The 24,034-nt window shown below is 68.3% G+C and carries 23 protein-coding genes and 4 tRNA genes; 11 read left to right on the top strand and 16 right to left on the bottom strand.

Features of this window, described 5'->3' with window-relative positions:
- Nucleotides 1-387: 387 nt before the first annotated feature.
- Nucleotides 388-472, bottom strand: a tRNA-Ser gene (locus tag EV192_RS01135).
- 21 nt (nucleotides 473-493) lie between these two features.
- Nucleotides 494-961 (bottom strand): MarR family winged helix-turn-helix transcriptional regulator, encoded by a 468-nt coding sequence (locus EV192_RS01130; RefSeq protein WP_132110222.1) that lies wholly within the window; start codon nucleotides 959-961, stop codon nucleotides 494-496.
- A 109-nt stretch (nucleotides 962-1,070) separates the two neighbouring features.
- On the opposite strand from EV192_RS01130, the gene EV192_RS01125 reads away from it, so the two are divergent.
- Entirely contained in the window at nucleotides 1,071-2,756 is a 1,686-nt protein-coding gene (locus EV192_RS01125) for a bifunctional metallophosphatase/5'-nucleotidase (protein ID WP_132110220.1), read from the top strand.
- On the opposite strand, the gene EV192_RS01120 is transcribed toward EV192_RS01125, so the two are convergent.
- The gene (locus EV192_RS01120) at nucleotides 2,753-3,244 is read right to left on the bottom strand and encodes a MarR family winged helix-turn-helix transcriptional regulator (protein WP_132110218.1); all 492 of its coding nucleotides are present in this window, start codon (nucleotides 3,242-3,244) and stop codon (nucleotides 2,753-2,755) included. The two genes, EV192_RS01125 and EV192_RS01120, sit on opposite strands and share 4 nt — an antisense overlap.
- A gap of 140 nt (nucleotides 3,245-3,384) precedes the next feature.
- On the opposite strand from EV192_RS01120, the gene EV192_RS01115 reads away from it, so the two are divergent.
- Entirely contained in the window at nucleotides 3,385-4,890 is a 1,506-nt protein-coding gene (locus EV192_RS01115; protein ID WP_132110216.1) for an MDR family MFS transporter, read from the top strand.
- Here EV192_RS01115 and EV192_RS01110 read toward each other — a convergent pair.
- Entirely contained in the window at nucleotides 4,862-5,344 is a 483-nt protein-coding gene (locus EV192_RS01110) for a hypothetical protein (RefSeq protein ID WP_132110214.1), read from the bottom strand. The two genes, EV192_RS01115 and EV192_RS01110, sit on opposite strands and share 29 nt — an antisense overlap.
- Nucleotides 5,345-5,441: 97 nt before the next feature.
- Here EV192_RS01110 and EV192_RS01105 point away from each other — a divergent pair, with 97 nt between their 5' ends.
- Both EV192_RS01105 and EV192_RS01100 read left to right on the top strand, forming a co-directional pair.
- Nucleotides 5,442-6,458 (top strand): methyltransferase, encoded by a 1,017-nt coding sequence (locus EV192_RS01105; RefSeq protein ID WP_132110212.1) that lies wholly within the window; start codon nucleotides 5,442-5,444, stop codon nucleotides 6,456-6,458.
- Nucleotides 6,455-7,594, top strand: coding sequence for a nucleoside 2-deoxyribosyltransferase domain-containing protein (locus EV192_RS01100; protein WP_132110210.1), 1,140 nt, complete (start codon nucleotides 6,455-6,457; stop codon nucleotides 7,592-7,594). Before EV192_RS01105 ends, EV192_RS01100 begins: the two co-directional genes overlap by 4 nt.
- On the opposite strand, the gene EV192_RS01095 is transcribed toward EV192_RS01100, so the two are convergent.
- Both EV192_RS01095 and EV192_RS54560 read right to left on the bottom strand, forming a co-directional pair.
- A complete protein-coding gene (locus tag EV192_RS01095; protein ID WP_132110208.1) occupies nucleotides 7,575-7,901 on the bottom strand; it encodes a hypothetical protein in 327 nt (108 codons plus the stop codon). The two genes, EV192_RS01100 and EV192_RS01095, sit on opposite strands and share 20 nt — an antisense overlap.
- Nucleotides 7,902-7,939: 38 nt before the next feature.
- Nucleotides 7,940-8,365, bottom strand: coding sequence for an excalibur calcium-binding domain-containing protein (locus tag EV192_RS54560; protein WP_207925853.1), 426 nt, complete (start codon nucleotides 8,363-8,365; stop codon nucleotides 7,940-7,942).
- 117 nt (nucleotides 8,366-8,482) lie between these two features.
- On the opposite strand from EV192_RS54560, the gene EV192_RS01085 reads away from it, so the two are divergent.
- On the top strand, nucleotides 8,483-9,481 hold the full coding sequence (locus EV192_RS01085) for a polyprenyl synthetase family protein (protein WP_243726557.1): 999 nt from the start codon (nucleotides 8,483-8,485) through the stop codon (nucleotides 9,479-9,481).
- A 21-nt stretch (nucleotides 9,482-9,502) separates the two neighbouring features.
- Here the strand turns inward: EV192_RS01085 and EV192_RS01080 are convergent, their stop codons facing one another.
- The 6 genes from EV192_RS01080 to EV192_RS01055 all read right to left on the bottom strand — a co-directional run bounded on the left by EV192_RS01080 (nucleotide 9,503) and on the right by EV192_RS01055 (nucleotide 15,869).
- Nucleotides 9,503-10,114, bottom strand: coding sequence for a putative glycolipid-binding domain-containing protein (locus EV192_RS01080; RefSeq protein ID WP_132110206.1), 612 nt, complete (start codon nucleotides 10,112-10,114; stop codon nucleotides 9,503-9,505).
- Entirely contained in the window at nucleotides 10,111-10,317 is a 207-nt protein-coding gene (locus EV192_RS01075; protein ID WP_132110204.1) for an antitoxin, read from the bottom strand. The genes EV192_RS01080 and EV192_RS01075 overlap by 4 nt, the downstream gene beginning before the upstream one ends.
- A gap of 46 nt (nucleotides 10,318-10,363) precedes the next feature.
- Nucleotides 10,364-12,322 (bottom strand): FUSC family protein, encoded by a 1,959-nt coding sequence (locus EV192_RS01070; protein WP_243726556.1) that lies wholly within the window; start codon nucleotides 12,320-12,322, stop codon nucleotides 10,364-10,366.
- A gap of 69 nt (nucleotides 12,323-12,391) precedes the next feature.
- Nucleotides 12,392-13,555, bottom strand: a complete 1,164-nt coding sequence (locus EV192_RS01065; protein ID WP_165960160.1) for a thioester domain-containing protein — start codon at nucleotides 13,553-13,555, stop codon at nucleotides 12,392-12,394.
- 156 nt (nucleotides 13,556-13,711) lie between these two features.
- Nucleotides 13,712-15,385: a DUF885 domain-containing protein gene (locus EV192_RS01060; protein WP_132110198.1), complete on the bottom strand. Its 1,674-nt coding sequence runs from the start codon at nucleotides 15,383-15,385 to the stop codon at nucleotides 13,712-13,714.
- Between the two features lie 10 nt (nucleotides 15,386-15,395).
- Nucleotides 15,396-15,869, bottom strand: coding sequence for a GbsR/MarR family transcriptional regulator (locus EV192_RS01055; RefSeq protein ID WP_243726555.1), 474 nt, complete (start codon nucleotides 15,867-15,869; stop codon nucleotides 15,396-15,398).
- 131 nt (nucleotides 15,870-16,000) lie between these two features.
- Between EV192_RS01055 and EV192_RS01050 the strand changes: the two genes are divergently transcribed.
- Both EV192_RS01050 and EV192_RS01045 read left to right on the top strand, forming a co-directional pair.
- Nucleotides 16,001-16,906, top strand: a complete 906-nt coding sequence (locus EV192_RS01050) for an ABC transporter ATP-binding protein (RefSeq protein WP_132110196.1) — start codon at nucleotides 16,001-16,003, stop codon at nucleotides 16,904-16,906.
- Nucleotides 16,903-18,498: an ABC transporter permease gene (locus EV192_RS01045; RefSeq protein WP_132110194.1), complete on the top strand. Its 1,596-nt coding sequence runs from the start codon at nucleotides 16,903-16,905 to the stop codon at nucleotides 18,496-18,498. Before EV192_RS01050 ends, EV192_RS01045 begins: the two co-directional genes overlap by 4 nt.
- A 106-nt stretch (nucleotides 18,499-18,604) precedes the next feature.
- Here the strand turns inward: EV192_RS01045 and EV192_RS01040 are convergent.
- Nucleotides 18,605-18,678, bottom strand: a tRNA-Arg gene (locus EV192_RS01040).
- A 333-nt stretch (nucleotides 18,679-19,011) separates the two neighbouring features.
- On the opposite strand from EV192_RS01040, the gene EV192_RS01035 reads away from it, so the two are divergent.
- The 4 genes from EV192_RS01035 (at nucleotide 19,012) to EV192_RS01020 (ending at nucleotide 23,198) form a co-directional block, all read left to right on the top strand.
- The gene (locus tag EV192_RS01035; protein ID WP_132110192.1) at nucleotides 19,012-20,232 is read left to right on the top strand and encodes an ABC transporter substrate-binding protein; all 1,221 of its coding nucleotides are present in this window, start codon (nucleotides 19,012-19,014) and stop codon (nucleotides 20,230-20,232) included.
- Nucleotides 20,232-21,260 carry an ABC transporter ATP-binding protein gene (locus tag EV192_RS01030; RefSeq protein ID WP_243726554.1) on the top strand — a complete coding sequence of 343 codons (1,029 nt, stop codon included), beginning with the start codon at nucleotides 20,232-20,234 and terminating at the stop codon, nucleotides 21,258-21,260. The genes EV192_RS01035 and EV192_RS01030 overlap by 1 nt, the downstream gene beginning before the upstream one ends.
- Nucleotides 21,261-21,462: 202 nt before the next feature.
- The gene (locus EV192_RS01025) at nucleotides 21,463-22,359 is read left to right on the top strand and encodes an ABC transporter permease (RefSeq protein WP_132110190.1); all 897 of its coding nucleotides are present in this window, start codon (nucleotides 21,463-21,465) and stop codon (nucleotides 22,357-22,359) included.
- The gene (locus EV192_RS01020; RefSeq protein ID WP_132110188.1) at nucleotides 22,356-23,198 is read left to right on the top strand and encodes an ABC transporter permease; all 843 of its coding nucleotides are present in this window, start codon (nucleotides 22,356-22,358) and stop codon (nucleotides 23,196-23,198) included. The genes EV192_RS01025 and EV192_RS01020 overlap by 4 nt, the downstream gene beginning before the upstream one ends.
- On the opposite strand, the gene EV192_RS01015 is transcribed toward EV192_RS01020, so the two are convergent.
- The 3 genes from EV192_RS01015 to EV192_RS01005 form a co-directional block, all read right to left on the bottom strand.
- Complete coding sequence (locus EV192_RS01015) at nucleotides 23,176-23,724, bottom strand: GNAT family N-acetyltransferase (protein ID WP_132110186.1); 549 nt, start codon at nucleotides 23,722-23,724, stop codon at nucleotides 23,176-23,178. The two genes, EV192_RS01020 and EV192_RS01015, sit on opposite strands and share 23 nt — an antisense overlap.
- A gap of 100 nt (nucleotides 23,725-23,824) precedes the next feature.
- Nucleotides 23,825-23,896, bottom strand: a tRNA-Asn gene (locus EV192_RS01010).
- Nucleotides 23,897-23,905: 9 nt separating this feature from the next.
- Nucleotides 23,906-23,979, bottom strand: a tRNA-Leu gene (locus tag EV192_RS01005).
- Nucleotides 23,980-24,034: the final 55 nt, after the last annotated feature.

The raw sequence follows: 24,034 nt of genomic DNA, 5'->3' as shown, positions 1-24,034 counted from the left end.
GGTTGCCGCCTCGCTCGCGCTGTCCGTGAAGTGACGACCAGGTTCGGGGTGACTGTTGTGGTTGTGGTGTACGGGCTGCTGGGACTCGGCGCCCTATGGCTGATCTGGGCAAGCGTTCGGGCCGGGCTACGTCACCGTGAGCTGTACCGCAGTATCAACGCTGATGTACAGGCGCGCCAACGCCGTCAGCTGCCTGACGCTCGGCCAACCTGGCTTCGGCGAACGCCACGATTGCAGCACCGATGGCGATGAGCGCGGCAAGGCCGCCGACTCCTGCTGATGCCCATTCAGCTGAAAGCGCCTAAATGAGACCTCAATTGAGACCCACACCGACGCTGTAGCCCCCGGGGGTGGGCGGGACTACAGCGTTTCTGCTGGTCAACGGTGCGGAGGCGGAGGGATTTGAACCCCCGGACGGTCTCCCGTCTTCCGCTTTCAAGGCGGATGCATTCGGCCGCTCTGCCACGCCTCCTTGGTGCAAGAGGGTAGCGGGCTAGGGGGCGGTGTCGTCCAGGTGTTGCTGGACTCGCTCGAAGATGGTGGCCAGGACGGTTCGTTCCTCGTCGGTGACCAGGTCGATCAGGTGGCGGCGGACGCCGTCGACGTGGGTGGGGGCGGCCTGGTGGAGGTGGGTGAGGCCTTGGTCGGTCAGTTCGGCGAGGATGCCTCGGGCGTCGTTGGGGCAGCAGGTTCGGCGGACCAGGCCGGCTTGTTCGAGGCGGGAGATCTGGTGGGAGAGGCGGCTCTTGGACTGGGCGACCTCGTCGGCCAGTTGGGTCATCCGCATCTGGTGGTTCTCCTGCTCGGACAGGCGGACCAGCACCTCGTAGTCGGCCAGGGGCAGGTTGTGGGTGTCCTGCAGTTCGGTGGTGAGGCGCTGGCGCAGCCGCTCGGTGCCGATCACGTAGGCGCGCCACGATCTCTGCTCGGCGTCGGTCAGCCAGCGGGGCTCTGCGGTCACACCTGAAGAGGCTAGTCACGAAACATCTCCGATCCATCTCCCCGTCTGGCGTTGGCCCACTTGACCAGGCAGACTCCCGGCCCGGGTGAAATCCCCGGACGGAGGAAAGATGATCGGTTCGACCATCCGTCGCGCCGCGGTACTCGCGGTGGCGACGGTCGGCTTGGTGGGGCTCACGGGCATCCCTGCGCTCGCCAAACCGTCCACGACCATTGACTTACGCCTGATCGCCATCAATGACTTCCACGGCAACCTGGAGCCACCCGCGGGGTCCTCCGGGCGCGTCAGGCTGCCGGACGGCACCACGGTCGACGCCGGCGGTGCGGCCTACCTGGCCACGCACGTCAAGCAGTTGCGTACGGCCGACAGCCTGGTGTTGTCCGCCGGTGACAACATCGGGGCGTCGCCGCTGGCCTCGGCTCTGTTCCATGACGAGCCGTCCATCGAGTTCATGAACGACATCGGCGTGAACGCGTCGGTTGTCGGCAACCATGAGTTCGACGAGGGCTTCAAGGAACTTCAGCGCATGCAGTTCGGGGGCTGCCACCCGACGGACGGCTGTCAGTTCCGGCCGCGGTTCAAGGGCGCGGACTTCCCGTTCCTCGGCGCGAACGTGTACACCGACCGTGGCCTGCCGGCGTTGCTGCCGTTCAGTGTCGAGTTCGTCCGGGGTGTCCCGGTCGGCATCATCGGGGTCACCCTCAAGGACCTGCCGAGTGTGGTCACGCCGGACGCGATCAAGGGCCTGAAGTTCGGTGACGAGGTGCAGGCCATCGACCGGACCGCGAACCTGCTGGACCTGTTCGGGGTGAAGGCCCAGGTCGTTGTCATGCACCAGGGTGACAACACCGACGCGGCCGGCCCGGACGACTGCAAGAACGTCGCCGGCCCGGCGCGCGCCATCGTGGAGAAGGCGTCGCCGAAGGTGGACGCGTTCTTCACCGGCCACAGCCACCAGCAGTACAACTGCGTGGTCAACGACCCGGCCGGCAACCCGCGGCCGATGATCCAGGGCGCGTCGTTCGGTCGGCTGCTGTCGGTGATCGACCTGAAGATCGACCGCCGCACCAGGGACGTCGTCCGGTCGGCGACCAAGGCGCACAACGAGATCGTCACCCGGAACGTCACGCCGGACCCGACGGTCGCCGCGCTGGTGAAGGACGCGGTGACGAAGTCCGCGCCCATCGCGAACCGCCAGGTCGGCACGATCACGGCGGACTTGGTCCGCTCACAGGCCCCGTCCGGTGAGTCGCCGCTGGGTGATGTGCTCGCCGACGGGCAGCTGGCTGGGACCGCGAGCAACAACGCGGTCGTCGCGATCACCAACCCGGGCGGGATCCGGTCGGACCTGGTGTTCAAGTCCTCGCCGGCGGGTGAGGGCGACGGTGTCGTCACGTACGGCGAGGCGTTCACCGTCCAGCCGTTCAGCAACATCATGCAGACGGTCACGTTGACCGGCGCGAACCTGAAGAACGTGCTGGAGCAGCAGTGGCAGCCCGCCGGGGTCAAGATGCTGCAGATCTCCTCGTCGCTGCACTACTCGTGGTCGGACAGCGCGCCGGTGGGTTCGAAGGTCTCGAACATCACGGTCAACGGCACGCCGGTCGACCCGAACGGCGGCTACCGGGTGTCGGTGAACAACTTCCTCGCCGCCGGCGGGGACGGGTTCGCCGAGTTCACCAAGGGCACGAACCTCAGTGGTGGCCCGGTCGACCTGGACGCGTTCACCGCGTACCTGACCGCGCATCCGAACCTGGCGCCGCCGGCGCTCGACCGGATCGTGAAGACGCCCTAAACGTCGTCGAGGGACAGCAGCAGCGTGCGCAGCAGGCCGGCGAGCTGCCGCTGTCCCTCCTCGTCCAGCCCGCCCAGCAGTTCCCGCTCCCGGTCGAGCCTGGTCACCACGACCTCGTCGACCAGTTGCCGCCCGTCGGTGGTGAGCCGGACCCGGATGCCCCGCCGGTCCTCCGGATCCTTGGTCCGCGCCACCAGGCGGCGTTTCTCCAACCGGTCCAGCCGGTGCGTCATCGTTCCCGAGCTGATCATCATCGTGCCGAGCAGCCGGCCGACCGTCAGCTCGAACGGCTCCCCGCTGCGCCGCAGCGACGCGAGGACCTCGAACTCCCACCCGGCCAGCCCGTTCGCGGCCAGGGTGTCGTCCATGCTCCGCTCCAGCAGGGCGGCTAATCGGGCCGCGCGCACGGTCACCCCCATCGGTTCCGGATCCACGTCCGGCCGCTCGGTCCGCCACTGGTCCATGATGGTGTCCACCGCGTCACGCACAGTCGCCCATTCTGCCACTTACCTTGACGTCGAGATAAATTCTCTCGGTCGGACAGCCGCGCTGTAGTGGTTCTCACAGCCGAGGTGGAGTTACTCCAGGTAGATCATGGTTCGGGGGAGCTACTGGGAGGGCTTTGACAATGACACAGGTCGCGCGCAGCGCGGTGGGACTACGTTCGGAGCGAGGACCGATCCTCGGCGCCATCATGCTGTCGACCGCGTTGGTCGCCCTGGACAGCACGATCATCGCGACCGCGGTGCCGTCCGTGGTGGCCGACCTGGGCGGCTTTTCCCAGTTCCCATGGCTGTTCTCGATCTATCTGCTGACCCAGGCCGTGACCGTGCCGCTGTACGGCAAGTTCGCGGACATGTTCGGGCGCAAGCCGGTGATGCTGTTCGGCATCGCGGTGTTCCTGCTCGGATCCGTGCTCTGCGGGGTCGCGTGGAGCATGCCCGTTCTGATCGCCGCGCGGGCGGTCCAGGGCATCGGCGCGGGTGCCGTGCAGCCGATCAGCATGACCATGCTCGGTGACCTATACACGCTTGAGGAACGCGCCCGCGTGCAGGGTTACGTCACCAGCATCTGGGGCGGGGCGTCGCTGGTCGGGCCGGCGTTGGGCGGGGTGTTCGCGGAGTACGTGTCGTGGCGGTGGATCTTCTTCATCAACCTGCCGTTCGGCATCCTGGCCGTGCTGATGATCGTCCGGAAGTTCGCCGAACGGATCGAGCGCCGCGAACAGCGGATCGACTACGCCGGGTCGGCGCTGCTCACCATCGGACTGTCGTTGGTGCTGCTGGGACTGCTCGAAGGCGGGGTGGCGTGGGCGTGGAACTCCGCGCCCAGCCTGCTGATCTTCGCGGTCGGCGTGGCCATGCTGGTGGCGTTCGGGTTCGTGGAACGCAAAGCGGCCGAACCGGTGTTGCCGCTGTGGGTGTTCACCAGCCGCACACTCATCGGCGGGAACCTGATGGCGCTGATCGTCGGCGCTTTGATGATGGGTCTCAGCTCGTACCTGCCCACGTTCGTGCAGGGCGTGATCGGCACCGGCGCCCTGGTCGCCGGGTTCGCCCTGGCCGCGATGACCATCGGCTGGCCGATCGCGGCGACCATGTCCGGGCACGCGTACCTCCGCATCGGCCTGCGCAACACGGCTTTGATCGGCGCGGTGTTCGTGGTGGCCGGCGCCGTGCTGATCGGCATGTTGCCCGCGCGGGCCGAGGTGTGGCAGGCCGCGGGCGCCGCGTTCGTCCTCGGTGTCGGCCTCGGGTTGACGTCCAGCCCGTCGATGATCGCCGTGCAGTCGTCGGTCGGCTGGGAACGACGGGGAGTGGCCACCGGGACGAACATGTTCAGCCGGTCCCTGGGCAGCGCGGTGGGTGTCGCGGTGTTCGGCGCGATCGCGAACGCCACGCTCGCCGACCGCTTCGCCCACGCGCCAGCCGGGGTCGCCGGCCACCTACCGTCCAATGTGGACGCTACGGGAGCGTACGACGGCTCCCCGGTCGCGGTGTTCGTCCGCGGCGCCCTCTACGACGCCACCCACAACGTGTTCGCTGCCATGATCTTCGTCGCGGTCCTCAGCGTGGTGGCCTTGCTGTTGATGCCAGGGAACAAGGTCAACCGGGACGTCGGTGCGCTCGACTGAGTGCCCGCGGTGCCCGCGCCCGCCGGACCAGATCGTCCACGATCTCCACGGCGGACACGGGCGCCTCACCCGTTGTGCCACAGCACGACGGTTTGGCGAGCCGCCGGTACACCTCGTCGAGCAGGCCGCGGGTCTTGCCGGCCCGTCGCAGGTCGGCCACGAGGTGCACCACCTGGTGCAGCCGGCCGGCGTCGAGCAGCATCCGCGGGGATGTGTGGCTGACCGTGAGCACGCCCTCCTGCGCCCACGCCCGTACCGTCTTCTCGGTCAGGTCCAGCAGTTCACCGGCGACGACCGGACGGACCGGGGGAGCCTTCGCCAGCGCGCGTTCCACTACCCCGATCAGCCTGGTGCGGCGCTGGTCGTCCGCCGGTAGAGTGTCCGCCACCGACTCGATTTCCTCGACCTGTTCGAACAGGTCGAGGAGTTGTTGGGTTTCCGCCAGCACGCTCATGGCTACGCCTCCCCCTCGTTGACTACCGAGTATAGGCGGGTTTTTCGGTAGTTGCGAGAGTGGACGGGCGACCGGGGCGCACGCCAGGATCAAAGGTATGACCATAGACCAGCCTGGGGACGTCATCGCCCTGGTCAACAGCGCGTCCGGCGTGGACCTGTTCATCTCGGTCGTCAGCGACTTCGACCTGTTCACCAAGCTCGCCGGCCGGGCGGGCACGGTCGCCGAGGTGGCCGAACTGCTGGAGATCGACGAACGCGCCGCAGACGTGTCGTTGACGTACCTGACCGCGTTGGGCCTGCTCGAACGGCTCCCCGGCGGCTCGGTGCGGCCCACGCCGGCGGCTGCGGCGTACCTGACCGAGGGCGCCGAGCTCGACGTGCGGGCCTACGCCGCGGCTCAGAAAGGCCGGCCGGGCTGCCGGGACGCTGCCCAGGTCCTTCGCACTGGCAAGCCAGCGCCATGGGAGAGCGCGGACGACGGTGGGGACTGGCTGGCCCGGATGTCGTCCACAGGCGGTTTCGCGACGGTGTTCAGCGCGGCCATGGACGCTCGCGGCCGCTACCTCGGCCCGGCGCTCGGCGACGCGTTGCGCGACCTGCGGCCACAGCGCGTCCTCGACGTCGGCGGCAGTTCCGGAATCTACGCGTGTTCGCTGGTCGAAGTCCTGCCGGAGACCACGGCCGCGGTGCTGGACATGCCGTCGGTGGTGGACTTCTCGCGGTCGTCGATCGCCGCCCGCGGGCTGGCCGACCGGGTCGACGTGATCGCCGGCGACATGTTCGCCGAACTGCCCACCGGGTTCGACGTCCACCTGTTCTCCAACGTCCTGCACGACTGGAGTTCCGCCGACATCGAGCGGCTCGCCGCAGCGTCGTTCGCCGCGCTGCCGCCGGGCGGAGTGCTCGTGGACCACGACATGCACATCGACGACGACAAGACCGGGCCGTTGCGGCAGGCCGAGTTCTCGGTCCGGATGATGCTCATGACGGCCGGGCGGTGCTACTCGGCCGCGGAACTCACCGAGATCTTCCGGACGGTCGGATTCGCCGAGGTGACGCACAAGCCGACGACGGCCGGCTACAGCGTCGTCGTGGCCCGCAAGCCGGCATGATCGAGGTCGTCTACGCCGGCCAGGAGCCGCCGGACGAGTGGGACGCGTCGATCTTCCTGGCCGGCCCGACGCCACGGTCCGCGACCGTGCCGTCCTGGCGTCCGGGCGCGCTCGCGGAGCTGTGTCGGCAAAGCAACGTCGGCGTCCTTGTGGTGTTCGTTCCGGAAGCCGCCGGCGGCACCGCGTATCCGGACTACGACGACCAGGTGGCATGGGAGGAACGTTGGCTGGACGCGGCCGACACGATCCTGTTCTGGGTGCCGCGGGACATGGCCACGCTGCCGGGCCTCACCACGAACGTGGAGTTCGGGCGCTACGAGTCGTCCGGCCGTGTCGTGCTTGGCGCGCCCGAGGACGCGCAGCATGTCCGCTATCTGCAGCATCACGCCCGCAAGCATGGCGCGCCAGTGCTGCCGACGCTGTCGGACACCGTCGCCGCTGCTCTCGCGTCCATCGAGGCAGGCGCGCGGCGATCCGGCGGCGAGCGGTTCGTGCCCTTGGTCGCTTGGCGGTCGCCGACGTTCCGCACCTGGGTGGCGGCACAGCAGAACGCGGGGAACATCCTGCTCGACGGCCGGCTGGCGTGGATCCAGGGCCAGTTCATCTGGGCGTACCACGCCCGGATGTACGTCACCGCCGAGGACCGGGTCAAGGCGAACGAGTTCGTGCTCGGCCGGCCGGACGTCGTGTCCATTGTGGCCTATCGGCCCGGTGAAACGCCGTGGCGGAACGAGGTCGTGCTGGTCAAGGAGTTCCGCCTGCCGGCGGGCACGTCCGACGGTTACGTGCACGAACTGCCTGGCGGCGGTGTGCTGGACGGGTCGCCGATCGACCAGGCGGTGCACGAGATGGCCGAGGAGACCGGCCTGCGGGTCGCGCCGGAACGGTTGCGGCTCAGTCAGGTTCGGCAGGTGGTCGCGACCTTGTGCGCGCACCGGCTGCACGTTTTCACGGTTGAGCTGACCGCCGAGGAGATCGCGTACGCGCACGAGAATCCAGGCCCGTACGGGGTGCACGAGGACTCTGAACGTACGTTCGTCGAAGTACGGACATACCGCGAGATCCTCGCCGACGAACTGGTCGACTGGTCCACGCTCGGGGTGCTGAACGTGGTGTTCAGTGCACCCGGACCATGATCCAGCTGTCCAGGCCGACGGTCTGACCGGCGCCGTCCACCGAGACCACCGTCCACTCTGGATGGACGGTGGCCGAGGTCTCGATCGGCGACGAGTACATGATGTTGGCGAATCCCAGGCCTCTCAGCTCGCGGTCGACACTGGCCGCGGGCTGCCCGCCCAGGTTCACCGGGATGGTCGTCACCGGTCTGCTGTCGTCGAAGTCGAAGAATGTCAAGATGATGACGACGGCCGCGACGACACCGACCACCCACATGGTTGATGTCTTCGACTCGGTCACGTCGTGCATGTAGTCGGGGTGCGGCATGGCGTTACATCAGTAGCCGACACACGCGTCCGCCAGGGCTACTCGCAGGCGAGTCCGTCATGATCCCCGTCCAGTTCCGGGCGGTACCCCGGCTCGCCCTTCCGAATGGGCGCCAGGCCGAACTCCCTGGCGATCGCGCAGTCGTCGAAGTACCACGGGATGTCCGGCAGGCTGAACGTGATGGTCAGCTTGGTCTCGGTGTGCTCCGGCGCGGTCGGTCTGGCCTGTGTCGACGGTGGACCGGGCTTCGGCTTCGGTGTGGTATTGGTCACAGTGGTCGCGTCCATGGTCGGCGTCGCCGCGATGACGCCGCCGTTCTCCGGCGGGTGAAACTGCACCGTGGGGAACGGATGCGCGGTCAACGTCGGTGGCTTGCTGGTCTTTCCGTTGGCCAGCACGGCACCGACGACAGCCAACCCGGCCACACCGGCCGCGATCCAGTGCCACCTTTGTCTGCCAGACACACCGGTCTAGTCCGCGCGGCGGGTCCTGGTGTTACAGAACGGATCTCCCTCTGGTGGGGGAGATCGGTCACTCCGACGAACGATGTAGTCCGTTCGCCGGATTGCGACCGTGGAGTTATGCAGATGGTTACCGCGCAACGTTTCCCGGGCCCGCTCGCGGCGGTCGAGTCGGCCGGCGTCCACCTGGCCGACGACCTTGACCTGGTGGAACAAGCACTTCGTGCGGTCGTGCGGGACGCGGACAACGCGTTCATCAGCTCGGCAGCGGGGCACCTGATCGACGCGGGCGGCAAGCGTTTCCGCCCGATGATGGCACTCTTGGGCGCCCACTTCGGACCGTCCCGCACGCAGATCGTGGAAGCCGCGGCGATGACGGAACTCGTGCACGTGGCGACGCTGTACCACGACGACGTGATGGACGAAGCCCCGGTGCGGCACGGTGTCATCACCGCGAACGCCCGCTGGAGCAACACGATCGCAGTGCTCTTGGGTGACTATTTGCTGGCGCGGGCCGCGGAACTGGGCGCCGGCCTCGGCGACGCGGTGCTGAAGCTGCAACTGGGCACGCTTCGCCGGCTGGTCCGCGGCCAGGTCAACGAGACTGTCGGCCCGCTGGACGGGGTTGACCGCAGTGGACACTGCCTGCGGGTGATGTCCGACAAGTCGGCCTCGTTGATCGCGATGGCTGTCCGGCTCGGCGCGATGGTCAGCGGCGCCGACGAGCATGTCGCCAGGTGCCTTGAGCTGTACGGGGAACTGCTCGGCACGGCGTTCCAGATCTCCGACGACGTGTTGGACATCGCCGCGACCGAGGCCGAACTGGGCAAGAAACCCGGCACCGACCTGCGGGAGGGCATCGTGACCCTGCCCGTGCTGTACGCGGTGGAGGACGATCCGGCGCTCGCGGACGTCGTCCTGGCCGGGCCGATCACGGACGACGACTGCCGTGCGTTCGCCCTGGAGTTGCTGCGTCCCTCCGCGGGCCTGCGCCGCGCCCGTCAGGAGGTGGTCCGTTACGCCGAACGAGCCAGGGACATGCTGCACGACATTCCGGACATCCCCGCCCGCGCGGCGTTGTCCGCCCTCTGCGACTTCGTCGCCGTGCGGACGTCCTGAGAGTCCATAGTGGACGCTCGGTCAGACGCGGCTGGCCAGGTCCGGGTAGTCGACCACGAAGCCCGCGCTGTCGACCGTCAGGTCGGCGGTGAACGTGTCGGAGCTGAAGTTGACCACGGCCCCGTCGTCGTTGACGGAGATCGTCGTGTACGTCTGCTGGGTGACCCGGACCGACAGGTCCGGCAGCGAGACGAAGACCACGGGCAGCTCGTGCCGGCCGGACTCGCGATGCAGGTTCAACCGCCGGATGGGTAACGCGTTGAACGTGACCGCGCCCGCGACGTCCACCTCCAGCGCGCCGCCGAAGGTGGACCGTTCCGACCCTTGACCCCGGTCGACCAGCCACAGGCCGTCCTCGGTCCGGTTGACGGAGATCTGGCGTTCCTCCTCGGCCGTGGTCACGCGCAGCAGCAGGCGGCTGAAGGTGCCGGACTCGTCCGTGGCGGCCTCGAAGGAGGTGCTGTAGGCGTCCGAGTCGCCGTCGGCGGCGGCGATCAACCGGCCGGACGCCTTGAACCGGCGCTCGGCGACCAGCAGCCGCACCGACTCCAGCCGGGGCGCGCCGACACCTTGCCAGGTGAGGATGGTGGGTTTGCGGGTGGTGACCGGTGTCGCTGGGGATGTCGTGGTCACGTGTTGTCCGCCGGGTCGTCGGTGGTCGGCTTGTCGGGGATCATGTCCTTGGCCTTGTCGACCACCTTGTCGATCTGCTCGTCGTGCCCGAACTGCTTCTTGGCGAAGTCGCCGACCTTCTCCAGTCCGTCCTCGATCTTGTCGCCGTGCTGGTTCAGGAGGTCCCCGGCCTTGTTCTTCAGCTCGTCGAAGTTGATGCCCATTGTGTCGCTCCTTGGAAGGAAAACCTGGCCTGTCCCGTCTCGCAGGCTACCCAACAGTGCGGACCGGCCGCAGCAGACGTCGGACGATCTGGCCCGGCGAGCGGCTGTACCAGTCCGGCCCGCGCAGCGTCGTCAGCACCGCCACCAGCTCGGTGACAAGGCGCGACAGGCGGTCCACGTCGGGCATCGGCATCCGATCGGGTGGTCGTTCCTCCCGCACGGCCGCCGCGGCCTCGGCGACCGCGTCGGTGAGCGCCTCGATCGCGTCCTGGGAGATCGGCTCGGCGCCTCGGTCGATGCCCACGGCCAGTCCGGTCACCGCGTCGGTCGCGCGTTCCAGGGTGACGATCACCGGCCACCACGCGGCCGCCTGTAGCCCCGCGGCGGACGGTTCGACCACTGCCTGCTGGAACACGTTCCGCAGGTCGGACAGCTGACGGTAGACCTGCCTGCGCAACTCGATTCGCTTGTCCGCACCGGACAAGGCGTCCTGGATGTACGAACCGAGGGTTTCCAGCACGGCCAGCAGGTGTGTGCCGACCCGTGGCCGGAAACTGCCCGGCCACAGCAGGTAGCCGAAGACGAGCACGATCGCGCAGCCCAGCGCGGTGTCCAGCAGCCGGGCGAGCGCCACGTCCCAGTCACCCGCGTGGGTCAGGTCGATCTGCACGATCACCAGCGGGGTCACGAACGCGGAGAACATGCCGTAGTTGCGGTCCTTGCCGATCGGCAACGCGGCGGCGATGGCGGCGACGATCAGCACGAGGATCCAGCCTCGCGGGTCGAACGCGAGCACCACCGCGCCGAGCATGACGCCCAGCAGCGTGCCGAACCCACGCAGCACAGCGCGTCCGAACACCGAGCCGAAATCGGGCTTGAGCACGATCGCGACGGTCAACGCCACCCAGTACGGGTTCTGCAGCGGCAGCACCCGGCTGACCACTTCGGCCAACCCCATGCACAGCATCAGGCGCGCCGCGTGCGACCAGGCGACCCGGCCGGCGAACGTCGCCGTCCACCACTCCTGGAACCGTTCCCGCCACGGGATGTCCTCGCCCGGATCACGTTCGTCGCGCTTGCCGCTGGCCGACGTGAGGCCCTCCAGACCGGCCTTGAGGGCCGCGAGGCCGCGGGAGGACTCCTCGAACTCGGGTGGGGCCGGGATCGGCTGGTCGAGCCGGATGGCCTCGGCGACGGCGACGATGTGGACGATCACTTCGGCCGGCGGATGGCGGCCCACGTTGACCAGGGCGACGCTCGCCTCCACGATCGGTGTGGTGTCCGCCAGCAGCGTCATCAGCCGCCGGTATGCCCTGTCTCGCCCGGACAGGTGCGAACGGGCCGTCAGGAGGGCGTCGTAGGCCGTGTTCAGGGCCGTGGTGAGGCCTTGGCGTGCGTCGCGGGCGGCCGCGGTCCCTGAGGCCGCCAGCATGACCGCGATCTCGTCGTACACCGCCGCCACCGCGGCCCGTTCTGGCCCGGTCGCCTTGAACGTCCACCCGCCGATCGCGAGCAGCCACGCGAGGAGGGCGCCGGCGAGGAACCACAAGGTCGCGAACGCTGGGTCGCGCGGCGTTCCCGAACCGAGGGTCGCGAACACCAGCAGCTGCAACGCGGCCAGCGAGGCGATGTTGCCGCTCGCGCTGAGCAGCGCGGACGCCCCCGCGATCAACACGACGACAAGTGCCGACCACCAACCCTGCCCACCGGTCAACGCGCCCAGAAAGAACCCGACAGCGCCGCCGGTGACGGCCCATCCGATCCGCCGCGAGCGGTACCGGTACGGCCCGTCAGCGTCGCCGAAAGTCGCACACAACGCGCCCATCGACACCAGCACGCCGATGTCCAGCCGGTCGACCGCCAACCCCAGCCCGATCGGCCCGGCGATCCCCACGGCGGCCCGGGTGATCCGATTCCACGCGACCGGCACCGACTTCGGGCGGACGAGCTGGACCAGCCAGTGCGGCGCGGCGACGTCCTTACGGGGAGTCGTCGGTCCGGTCACACGACCCATCTAAACAAAGATCCAGCCCCGGGGCGGCGGCCCCGGGGCTGGATCACTCACCTACGTTGATCAGGCGCGACGGCGGCGGCGCTGGAAGATCAGCGCACCGACACCACCGGCGACGAGCACGACACCGATGATGATCGGGGTCAGCACCGACGCACCGGTGTTCGCCAGCTCGTTCTTGGCCTGCGGCGTCGGGGCCTCCGTGGTGGGCGGCGTGGTGCCGGCCGCGCTCCAGCTGGCCTCACCGGCGGTCTGCAGCTTCACCTTCTGGGTGGCGGCCAGGATCATCGCCTGCGACGTCTTGTCGCCCTTCTTGCTGACGAACAGCCGGCCCAGGGTCAGCGAGACGTTGCCCTTGACGGTGATGTCCGCCTTGCCGTCCGGCGTGCCCTCCGGCACCTTGACGAAGAAGTCGAACTTGTCCGAAGCGGCCGCCTTCGCCTTCATGGCGGCGGAGCCGGCGTCCGGCAGCTTCTTGCCGTCCTTGTCGGTCAGCTCCACACCCTGGGGCACCTGGGCGCTGACGACCACATCCGGTGCGTTCGTGGTGACCGTGAACGGACCGATCAGCGAGCCGGTCTTGCCGGCGAGCTTCTGCGGGTTCAGGGTCAGTTCGGGTGCCGGCTGGTCGCCGATGCCGACGTTGTTCTTGTCGTCGGTCAGGTACTTGTAGACCTTGACGACGTTCTCGGCGGTGTCGTTGTTGGGGTTTTCCGTGCCGATCGGGTTGTCGAGGTCAAGGTCGACGTTGTCGCTGTAGTGCCACGCGGACGCCTGAGTCCCGGCGAGGGCCTCTCGGTTGCTCAGGTCGTGTGTCCAATTACCGCCGATGGCCTTCTGGAGCTTGTCCGGGTCGACCGACGGGTACCCGAAGTGCAGCAGCCAGTTGATCTTGGCGGCGTTCTTCTTGAACGTCGAGTCGGGCGCGGTGTGCTCGCCCCAGGGCACCTCGTCGTACTGTGCGTCGTCGATGATGTCGGTGTGGATGTCCACGCAGTACGTCTTGAGGACGTCGTCGCCGACCTTCAGCTTGAACAGGTCCGTCTCGAAGAACTCGTCCTTGCCGCCGCCGTGGGGCTTGACGTTGACACCCGGACCGCTCTCCGCCCGCCCCGCGAAGACACCCTTGGCGGCGTCCGCTGAAGCGGGGATGGCGGCGGCCATCAAGGCGATCGCGCCCACGCTCAACAGCGCGGCGCCTCTGCGCAGCTTGCTCACCCGATTCACGATTGAATGCTCCCTCTTACCAGTCCGTGCCCCAACGCGCAGTGTGTTGTGCGTACGAACAACCACTAGGCGTACATCCATCGATCAGGGGCGCACTCTATCGATCGGACAACGGCCGAGTGATCTGGGGTACATAAAGCTGGAGTCAATCCTTCGTCAGGCGGTCACCCAATCGGTGACGACCTGGTCGAGGACGCTGAGCGGCAGTGGTCCGCCGCCGATCACCAGGTCATGGAACCGTCGGATGTCGAACCGGTCGCCCATGGCGCGTTCCGCGTTCGTCCGGATCCGCTGGATCTCCAGCCGGCCGACCATGTAGGCCAACGCCTGCCCGGGGTACGCGATGTACCGGTCGACCTCGGTGTTGATCTCCAGCGCCGGCATCGGCACATTGTGCGTCAGGTAGTCCACCGCCTGCTGGCGGGACCAGCCCTTGGCGTGCATGCCCGTGTCGACCACCAGCCGGCCGGCCCGGACCGCGTCCATCGACAGCATGCCGAGCCGGGCCACGTCGGACGAGTACAGGCCCATCTCGTCGGCCAGCCGCTCGCAGTACAGGCCCCAGCCCTCGGTGTAGGCGTTCACGTCCGCGATCCGCCGCAGCAGCGGCAGGTCGGTCAGTTCCCGGGCGATCCCCAGCTGCAGGTGGTGGCCGGGGACGGCCTCGTGGAACGCGGTGACCTCGGCGATGTGCTTGTGCCGTTCCGCCGGCTGGTAGGTGTTGGCGAAGTACGTGCCCGGCCGCTGGCCGTCCATGGACGGCGGCAGGTAGTACGCCATCGGCGCGCCCGGTGCCTCCGCCGCCGGGACGGCCTCCACCCGGCACGGGCTCGACGGCAGCCGGCCGAACCACCGCGGCGCCTCGGCCTCGGCCCGTTCGATCACCGCCCGTGCGGACGCCAGCAGCTCCTCGCCGGACGCCCAGCGCAGCTCCGGGTCGGTCCGCAGCCGCTCGAAGATGGCCGTGACCTCGGCGGTGCCGAACACCCGCGCGCCGACCGTGGCGAACTCGGCGTGGATCTCGGCCATCAGGTCGAGGCCGGTCTGGTGCAGCTCGTCCGGCGTGCGGTCGGTGGTGGTGTGCACCCGGGACAGCGACGCGTAGATCTCGTCCCCGCCGGGCAGCCAGGTCAGCCCGACCTTGTCGGCGGGCCGCCCGTGCGGGGCGATGTCGTCGACCAGCACTTCCCGGTACGCCGCGAAGGCCGGCCGGACCACCTCGTCGAGCAGCTTGTCGCGGGCCGCCTCGAAGGTGGTCGAGATCTCGGCCGGCGGGGTCGGCCGGCGCAGCGTGTCGGTCTGGGGCGCGGCCAGGTAACGGTCCAGGTGCGCGATGGCGGCCTGGACGAGGTGGGCGACCGGGACCCGGCCGGCGGCGACACCCTCCCGGTGCCGCTGCGCGCAGGCGGGCAGGTACTCCCGCAGCCCACGCAGCCTGGTCAGGTAGTCCTGGGCCCGTTCGGCGGTCGGCAACGCCGTCATCGGCAGCAGCGTCAGCAGGCCGCTGGCCGGGCTGACGAACAGGTCGGTGACCGTGTACTCGGCCATGTACGAGTCGATCCGGTCGACCCCGGCGCGGGCCTGCTGGGCCACCACGGCCAGGGTGATCCCGTCCGCGGCGTCCGTGTCGGACTTGGCGACCTCGTCGGCGCGGGCGGCGATGTCCAGCAGGTTCGCGCGGTATGCCTGCTCGGCCGCGGCGGACGGGTCGCCGAGCTTGTCGTCGTAGCCGGGGATGCCGTACAGCGACGCGCCGATCGGCTCGTGGTCGAACCCGAGGCGTGCCAGTTCGTCCGCCAGGGCGTCGGCCCGGCTCGATTCGGTCGTCATGCGCCCCAAGCTAGTCGCTCATGTCCCACTCTTGGAGCAGCCGGGCCCGGCGCTCGTGCCACTTCTTCATGAACACGGGCATCTCTTCGTGCAGGAAGTCCATGAACGCCGCGGTTTCCCGGATGCGCAGCCCCGCGGGGGTGGTCTCGCCGAGGGCCGCGACGCCTTCGCGCAACACCGAGTCCCAGCGTTGCACGAGCTGCTCGCGCTGCGTGATCATGTCGTACCACAGGTCTTCGCTGTTGAGCGTGTAGTAGTCGCGCCGGGAACCCGGCTCCCGTTCCCGGACGACCATGTTGACCTGGGTGAGATACCGCACCGCACCGGAGATCGCGGCCGGGCTGACCTGGAGTGCGTCGGCCAGCTCGGCGGCGGTGAGCCGACCCGTGTCCTCGCTTAACAACGTGATGAAGACCCGCGCCGCCATCCGTTGCATACCCGCGTCCGCCAGGTGCCCGGCGAATCGCTCTATGAACCTGGTCACCGAGACTTGGTCGCGAGCCGTTGCTCTCACCTCACTCACCAGCGCATCATCCCTTACTCTTAGTTGCTTTAGACAACTTTATACGCTTTCTTAACTTCATGATTTTGTGAAGACAGTGTAGCTTCCTTCTCATGACACACGCGATATCCGTGTCCGGCCTGGTGAAGACGTTCGGCCGGACGCGCGCGCTCGACGGGCTGGATCTGGCCGTCGGCACGGGGGAGGTACACGGCTTCCTGGGCCCCAACGGCGCAGGCAAGTCGACCACGATCCGCATCCTGCTGGGCCTGCTGCGTGCCGACTCGGGCACCGCCCAGCTGCTGGGGGGCGATCCCTGGGGGAGCGCCGCCGAACTGCACCGCCGCTTGGCCTACGTGCCCGGCGACGTCACGCTCTGGCCGACCCTGTCCGGCGGCGAGGTCATCGACCTGCTCGGCCGGCTGCGCGGCGGCCTTGACGCCAAACGCAAGACCACGCTGCTGGAGCGGTTCGAGCTCGACCCGACCAAGAAGGGCCGCACCTACTCCAAGGGCAACCGGCAGAAGGTCGCCCTCGTCGCCGCCCTGGCGTCGGACGTCGAGCTGCTCATCCTGGACGAGCCCACCTCGGGCCTGGACCCGTTGATGGAAGCCGTGTTCCGGGACACCATCCAGGACGAGAAGGGCAACGGCCGCACGGTGTTGCTGTCCAGCCACATCCTGTCCGAGGTCGAGGCGCTGTGCGACCGGGTCAGCATCATCCGCAACGGCCGCACGGTCGAATCCGGCACGCTGGCCGAACTCCGGCACCTGACCCGTACGTCGATCAGTGCCGAACTGGGCACCGCGCCCACCGGCCTGGCCGACCTGCCCGGTGTCCATGATTTGGTGGTCAAGGACACTGCGACCAATAACTGCGGTGTGAAGCTCGAAGTCGACACGGCCGAGTTGGACGGCGTGCTCAAGCACCTCACGGGGTTCGGCGTCCGGTCGTTGACCAGCCAGCCGCCGACCCTGGAGGAGATGTTCCTCCGGCACTACGAGGACGACCTGCGATGAGCACCCTCACCGGCACGCTCTCCTTGGTGCGGTTGGCTTTGCGGCTCGACCGCGTCCGGCTGCCGATCTGGATCGTGGTGACCGTCGGGATCGCGCTGAGCACCGCGAGCACGATTCCGCAGCTGTACCCGGACGAAGCGGCCCGGCAGCGGATCGCCGGCACGATCGGCAGCAACCCGGCGATGCTTGCCATCTACGGCCCGGTTTACGACACGTCCGTCGGAGCCGTTGTGATGTGGCGCATGGCGATCATCGGCGCGCTGCTGGCCGGGCTGATGAGCATGCTGACCATCAACCGGCACACCCGTCAGGACGAGGAAGCCGGTCGGCTCGAACTGATCGGCGCCACCGTCGTCGGGCGGCACGCCCCGATGGCGGCCGCGCTGGTGGTCACGATCGGCGCGAACCTGGTGATGGCACTGCTGATCGGGGCCGGGATGGCCGGCCAGAAGCTGCCGGTCAGCGGGTCGTTCGCGGCCGGGTTCGCGATCGGCGGGCTGGGCATCGTGATGGCCGCGGTCACCGCCGTGGCCGCGCAGTTGAGCGAGAACGCGCGGACTGTCACGGCCATCGCGGGCACGGCGTTCGGCGTGGCCTTCATCCTGCGGCTGATCGGGGACGCGGGCGGCACCGACGGACCCGGCTGGCTGACGTGGCTCTCACCCGTCGGATGGATCGAGAAGGTCCGTGCCTACGCCGACGACAACTGGTGGGTGCTCAGCCTGATGGCCGGGTTCGCGATCGTGCTTTTCGTTGTGGCGTACGCCCTTGTCGGTCGCCGTGACTTCGGCGCCGGGCTCGTCCGACCGCGCCCCGGACCGGCCGGCGCGGGTGTCACGCTCAGCGGACCGTTCGGGCTCGCCTGGCGGCTGCACCGGTGGGCGATGCTCGGCTGGGCGGTCGGGTTCGTGGTGATGGGTGCCGCGTTCGGCAGTATCGCCAACGGCGCGGTCGACCTGCTCAAGGACAACCCGCAGATCGAGAAGGTCCTGGCGCAGATGGGCGGCTCGACCGCGATCGTCGACGCGTTCATGTCGGCGATGATGGGCCTGGTCGCGTTGGTCGCCGCCGTCTACGCGGTGCAGGCCACGCTTCGGTTGCGCGCCGAGGAGACCACGTACCGGGCGGAGCCGGTGCTGGCCACCCCGGTCGGCCGGATCCGTTGGGCGACGAGCCATCTGGTGTTCGCCACGGTCGGCGCGCTGCTGATGCTGCTGGTGGCCGGCCTGGCGTTGGGGATCGCGTACGGCATCCAGGTCGACGACGTCGGCGGACAGCTCGGGTCGGTGTTGAAGACCGCGCTGCTGCAACTGCCCGCGACGCTCGTGGTCGCCGGTATCGCGATGGCGTTGTTCGGCCTGGCACCGAAGTACGTGATCGGCGGCTGGGCGGCGCTGACGTTGTTCGTGCTGCTCGGCCAGCTCGGGCCGATTCTCCAGCTGCCGCAGTGGGCGATGGACGTCTCGCCGTTCACCCACGTGCCGAAGCTGACCAGCGCGGTCACCGCCACGCCGCTGGTGTGGTTGTCCGTGGTGGCAGTGGTTCTGGGCGTGGCCGGCCTGGTCGGCTTCCGCCGCCGGGACGTCGGCTGAGTGCGTGGGGGTGGGCGCACGGACCCACCCCCACCACAGCACCCCACTGTGTTCGTCCCGGTCCTTGTCTGGAGACCGGGTGCACCACAACCCGCCGTGCCAGGGGTGTCCCCACGAGGAGTCGAACCTCGGGCCTCGGCGTTCGTAGCGCCGCGCTCTGTCCAACTGAGCTATGGGGACGAAAAGCCGCCGAACCAATTTCCCGGTTCGGCGGCTCTTGATATGTGAGCGCTATTAGCTCACCGCAAGAGCCGCTCCGACCTGCTGGTTGTTACCAGTCTCGGTCGTCGGCAGTGCGACGAAGAACGGTCCGGTTGGTAATCATCGGGCTGCCTCCTCTCGGCTGACGGGAACAATTCTGACTCAAATTGCGGACGGCCGTCCAACGAATTAAGGCGGCCCGCGCCGACACCGGATCGAGACCCGCGGGCCTGGCGGGGGCTTGCGCGAGGTCGTACTGTATGTAACAGCTGTAAACGTATTCATCCGATGATTCCTCCGATGGGAGAGCCCATGAGGAGAAGGCTGTCACTGGTCATCAGCTGCGCGGCGCTGTTATCGGTCTCCTGCGGTGCGCCACAGGAGAAGCAGCAGGCGCCCACGTCCGGCCCCAGCGGCCCGGCCGCCGAACCGGTCCGCAAGCCCGACCAGCCGGTCAAGCTCACCGTCGCGGACGTCGCCGGCAACCTCCAGCTGACCCAGAAGGCGATCGAGAAGTTCCGGGACGGGCACAAGGACCTGGTGTCCAGTGTGGACTTCACCAGGTCGACCGCGCCGGAGCTGCCCGGCAAGATCGACGCCGAGCAGAAGGCCGGCAAGGTCGACATCGACCTGGTGCTCACCGGCACCGACGCGCTCGCGGCCGGCGCGTCGAAAGGCCTGTGGGAGAAGGCCGCCGACAACGCCCGCGACGTGCTCGGCAGCTTCGAGGACACCCTGCAGGAACCCGCCCAACGGATGCAGAAGCTCGCCCAGGGCAACGGGATCATCGTGGTGTACTACCCGTCCGGCCCGCTGATCGAGTACAACCCGGCGACCGTGCCCACCCCGCCGCGCTCCGCGCAGGAACTCCTTGACTACGCCAAAGCACACCCCAACAAGGTCATGTACGCCCGGCCGGCGAACTCCGGCCCCGGCCGGACGTTCCTGATGGGCCTGTCGTACCTGCTGGGGGACAAGGACCCGAAAGATCCGAAGGGTGGCTGGGACAAGACCTGGGCCTACCTGGCCGACCTGGGCAAGAACGTCGAGTACTACCCGTCCGGCACGTCCGCGGTGATGAAGGAGCTGGCGCAGGGCACCAGGGACATCGTGGTCTCGACCACCGGCTGGGACATCAACCCGCGTGCGCTCGGCCAGGTGCCGAAGGACATGAAGACCGGCACCCTGCAGGGCTTCCACTGGGTCGCCGACGCCCAGTACATGGTGATCCCCAAGGGTGTCACACCGGAGAAACGGTACGTGCTCTACCAGCTGATGAAGTACATGCTCACCAAGGAAGCCCAGGCCCAGACGTACGACCAGGGCTACTTCTACCCCGGGCCGGCGGTGCGGGACGTGCCGCTGTCGATGGCCCCGGCGGAGTCGCAGAAGGCCATCGGCGAGTTCGGCCGGCCGGAGTACCCGGACCTGATCGCCAACAACCCGATCGAGACCCCGCTGGACAACGACGCCATGGTCGCCGCGTTCGAGCGGTGGGATCGGGAGATCGGCGGAAGCAAGGTGAAGAAGTAGTGTCGCCCGGGATCACCACGCTCGACCTGGCCGGGGTGAGCCGCCGGTTCGGGCAGGTGACCGCGCTGGACGGGCTGAGCATGACGATCACCGGGGGCGAGTTCATCGCGCTGCTCGGCCCGTCCGGCTGCGGCAAGTCCACGGCCCTGAACTGCCTGGCCGGCCTGCTCCCGCTGACCGCGGGCCGGATCACCCTGGACGGCAAGCGGATGGACACCCAGCCAGCCGAGCGCCGCGGCTTCGGCATGGTGTTCCAGAACTACGCGTTGTTCCCGCACCTGACCGTCGAACGGAACGTCGCCTTCGGCCTGCGGATGCGCAAAGTGCCGAAGGCGGACGTCCGGTCGCGGGTGCGTGCCGCGTTGGAGTTGGTCCACCTGGAGCACCTGGCCCGGTCCCATCCGGGCCAGCTCTCCGGCGGCCAGCAGCAACGAGTCGCCATCGCGCGTGCCGTCGTGCTACGACCACCGTTGGTGCTGATGGACGAACCATTGTCCAATTTGGACGCCAAGCTGCGCGTGGAGATGCGGACCGAGATCAAGCGCCTGCACCAGGAACTCGGCCTGACCACGATCTACGTCACCCACGACCAGGAAGAGGCGTTGTCCCTGGCCGACCGGCTGGTGCTGATGAAGGACGGCCAGGTCCAGCAGATCGGCACCCCGGAAGAGCTGTACGCCCAACCAGTCTCGCCGTTCGTGGCCGACTTCATGGGCTTCCGTAACCAGATCGCCGGCACAGCCACCGACACCGGCTTCACGTTCGACGACGGCACCTGGCAGGGCCGGTCCACGGTCACCGGAGCCGCGGTGGCCATGTGCCGGCCAGAAGACCTGCGTGTCGACATCGAACACAACGCGATCAAAGTGACCGTGGAGGTGGTCGAGTACCACGGCCGGCAGTTCCTGTTGGAAGTGCGGACAACAAGCGGACTCAAACTGCACGCGGTCTGCTACGAACCGCACAACCCAGGAGACGAAGTCCGGATCGGTATCACCCCGGACCGACTGCTGGTGTTCGAGCCATGACCGCGCCACCTCGTTTCCGTGCAGCCCAATGGAAGGGGAGGGCTGAGGTCCCCCGGATCAACGTTACCGTGGGGGACCGACAAAACCGGGTCGGCCGCTTCTGGGCCGGATCCGCTCGGCGACGCTGCGGGCCGGCCGCCCGGCGACCACGTGGGCCGGCCGTTCACCGGATCCACACCCGGAATGTCGCGGAGGTGATCCGGTGACCGCGACCGTTGTGCGGCCTTCGCTCCGGCTCCGGCTGGCTGAGCGCGGCATCGATCTCCGGCTGCTGCTGGCCGTTCCGGCTGTGCTCGTCGTGCTCGTGTTGTTCGTCTACCCGTTCGTCTTCGGTATTCAGCTTTCCCTTACCCCCCAACGGTTCACCAACCCGTTCGACAACTACCGGGCGTTCTTCTCCGATCCGTACTACTCCAGCAGCCTGGTCAACACCCTCGCGATCGCCGTGCCGGCCACGTTCGTCAACGTCGTGGCGGCCGTGCCGATCGCTGTCCGGATGCGGCGCGCGTTCCGAGGCAGGCGGGTGCTCGCCGCCGCGTTGGTCGTGCCGGTCAGCCTGGGCACGGTGTTCCTCGCCGACGGGATGCTGAACGTGCTCGGCCCGGCCGGCTGGCTCAACAAGGCGTTGCTGGGGCTCGGTCTCGTCGACAGTCCCGTCCGGTTGACCAACAACTGGTGGGGAGTGTTCCTGTCCCTTGTGGTCAGTGGGTTCCCGTTCGCGTTCCTGCTGATGCTCGCCTACGCGTCCGGGATCGACCCGTCGCTCGAACAGGCCGCGGCCACGCTCGGCGCCTTCCCGGGGCAACGGTTCCGGTACGTGGTCTTTCCGCTGCTGCTGCCGGGTGCCGCGGTCACGTTGTGCCTGAACTTCGTGATGGCGTTCTCGGTGTTCCCGTCGGCCGTGCTGCTCGGGGACCCATCCGGATCCGCACGAGTGATGGCGTTGATCGCGTACCAGGAGGCGCAGGAACGACTCGACCCGTCGATGGGGTCCGCGGTGGCCATGTTGCTCGCCGCCGCGCAACTGGTGTTCGTTGTGCTCGTGCTCGGGGCCCGTTCCCTGCTCTACCGGGGACCGGCGACAGGAGGCAAAGGATGACGGCCATCCGCGCCAGGCGATCGTTGGCCCTGTCGCCGACGGCATGGATCACCTGGGCCGGGGTCACGGTGTTCCTTGTCTTCGTGACCGCCCTGATCGTGGCCGTCGTGGTCAGCTCGTTCGGCACGGTGTGGCTGGGGACGTGGCTGCCCGCTGGGTTCACCGGTAAGTGGTGGGAACAGACGTGGTCCGAGTTCGGGCTGGGCAGCACGCTGCTGGTCACCATGGAAGTGGCATTGCTCGTCGTGGTGATCTCGGTGGCGCTCGGGGTGCCGGCCGCGTACGTCCTGGCGCGCCGGAACTTCCCCGGCAAACGCGTGGTCAGCCTGCTGTTGCTGCTCCCGCTGCTGGTGCCGCCGATCACGTACGGCATCCCGCTGGCGACATTGCTCTACCAGTGGGGCCTCGGCGGCAACATGACCGGCGTGGTGCTGGCGAACGTGGTGCCGTCACTGCCTTTCGTGGTGCTCACGATGACGCCGTTCGTCGAACAGATCGACCGGCGGGTGGAGGACGCGGCCCGCACACTCGGCGCGGGCACCCCGAGGATCCTGGTGAGCGTGCTCGGCCCGCTGCTGCTGCCGGGAATTCTCGCGGGCGCGGTCATGGTGCTCGTACGGACCGTCGGCATGTTCGAGCTGACGTTCCTGACCTCAGGCGCGGACAGCCAGACGCTCGTGGTCGCCCTGTACGCGGCCAAGAGCGGGGCGGGGATCCGCGCCGATCAGACCGTGGACGCCATCGCCGTGGTGTACATGCTGTCCACAGTGCTGTTGCTGCTCGTGGCGTTGCGTTTCGTGAACCCGACGCAGCTCATCACGCGGGTGAAGGACGACTAGCGCCCGGCCACGGACCCGGCGGCGGGCCGTCGTCCTCGTACATCTCCTCGGTGTGGTACACCGACAGGCCGCGCGCCTGGTAGTTCGCCAGGGCGTGCGGCCCGTCCAACGTGCACGTGTGCAGCCAGACCCGGCTCGTCCCGGCGATCTCCCACGCCCGGCGCAGCGCGAACGTCAACAGGTGGCCGCCCAGGCCCTGGCCGATGAACGACGGGACCAGCCCGAAGTCCCTGATCTCCACCTCGCCGTCACCGGGGATCATCAGCACATACCCGACTGGGGTACCCCGGACCCACGAGACCCACGTCTCGTGGCCGGACGTGGTCAGGAAGTCCTGCCACTCCTGCCACGTCCACCTGAGCCGTTTCGACCAGTACCAGTCGCCGCCGACAGCTGTGTAGAGGTACCGGTGGAACTCCGGCGACGGCTCCTCGGACCGGACGATCGACACGTCGAACGCGGGTTCCTTGGCCGGCTGCAGGTCGTCCGCACGGGTCTGTTGGAGATAGATCCTGGTCGCGAGCACACAGCCAGTCCATCATGCGCCGCGTCGGTCGCGCACCCTGGTGTCGAACCAGGCGGCCCAGGCTTATGAGACCCGGGTGGCCACCGGACCGTGCGCGTCGCTCCCGTGTCAGGACTCGAACCTGACCCTCCCGGTTAACAGCCGGGCGTGCTGCCACTGACACCACACGGGAAAGAAACCGTGCCCTCGGTGGGAGTCGAACCCACACTGGACGGGTTTTGAATCCGCCGCCTCTGCCGGTTGGGCTACGAGGGCTCGCCAGAAATGTCCCGGACAACGAAAAAGCCGCCCATCGCGCGATGAGCGGCTC

Source organism: Actinocrispum wychmicini (assembly GCF_004345645.1).
GTDB classification, from domain to species: domain Bacteria; phylum Actinomycetota; class Actinomycetes; order Mycobacteriales; family Pseudonocardiaceae; genus Kibdelosporangium; species Kibdelosporangium wychmicini.
Note: the sequence above shows the minus strand (reverse complement) of the source record. Positions and strands in the feature narration are given on the sequence as shown.

Excerpts from the sequence above, each read along its gene's own strand:
- EV192_RS01085 (WP_243726557.1), top strand. The coding sequence starts at position 8,483 with ATGCAGATGGTTACCGCGCAACGTTTCCCGGGCCCGCTCGCGGCGGTC.
- EV192_RS01115 (WP_132110216.1), top strand. The coding sequence starts at position 3,385 with ATGACACAGGTCGCGCGCAGCGCGGTGGGACTACGTTCGGAGCGAGGA.
- EV192_RS01060 (WP_132110198.1), bottom strand. The coding sequence starts at position 15,385 with ATGACGACCGAATCGAGCCGGGCCGACGCCCTGGCGGACGAACTGGCA.
- EV192_RS01075 (WP_132110204.1), bottom strand. The coding sequence starts at position 10,317 with ATGGGCATCAACTTCGACGAGCTGAAGAACAAGGCCGGGGACCTCCTG.
- EV192_RS01035 (WP_132110192.1), top strand. The coding sequence starts at position 19,012 with ATGAGGAGAAGGCTGTCACTGGTCATCAGCTGCGCGGCGCTGTTATCG.
- EV192_RS01110 (WP_132110214.1), bottom strand. The coding sequence starts at position 5,344 with ATGAGCGTGCTGGCGGAAACCCAACAACTCCTCGACCTGTTCGAACAG.
- EV192_RS01050 (WP_132110196.1), top strand. The coding sequence starts at position 16,001 with ATGACACACGCGATATCCGTGTCCGGCCTGGTGAAGACGTTCGGCCGG.
- EV192_RS01105 (WP_132110212.1), top strand. The coding sequence starts at position 5,442 with ATGACCATAGACCAGCCTGGGGACGTCATCGCCCTGGTCAACAGCGCG.
- EV192_RS01020 (WP_132110188.1), top strand. The coding sequence starts at position 22,356 with ATGACGGCCATCCGCGCCAGGCGATCGTTGGCCCTGTCGCCGACGGCA.
- EV192_RS01045 (WP_132110194.1), top strand. The coding sequence starts at position 16,903 with ATGAGCACCCTCACCGGCACGCTCTCCTTGGTGCGGTTGGCTTTGCGG.
- EV192_RS01095 (WP_132110208.1), bottom strand. The coding sequence starts at position 7,901 with ATGCCGCACCCCGACTACATGCACGACGTGACCGAGTCGAAGACATCA.
- EV192_RS01100 (WP_132110210.1), top strand. The coding sequence starts at position 6,455 with ATGATCGAGGTCGTCTACGCCGGCCAGGAGCCGCCGGACGAGTGGGAC.
- EV192_RS01125 (WP_132110220.1), top strand. The coding sequence starts at position 1,071 with ATGATCGGTTCGACCATCCGTCGCGCCGCGGTACTCGCGGTGGCGACG.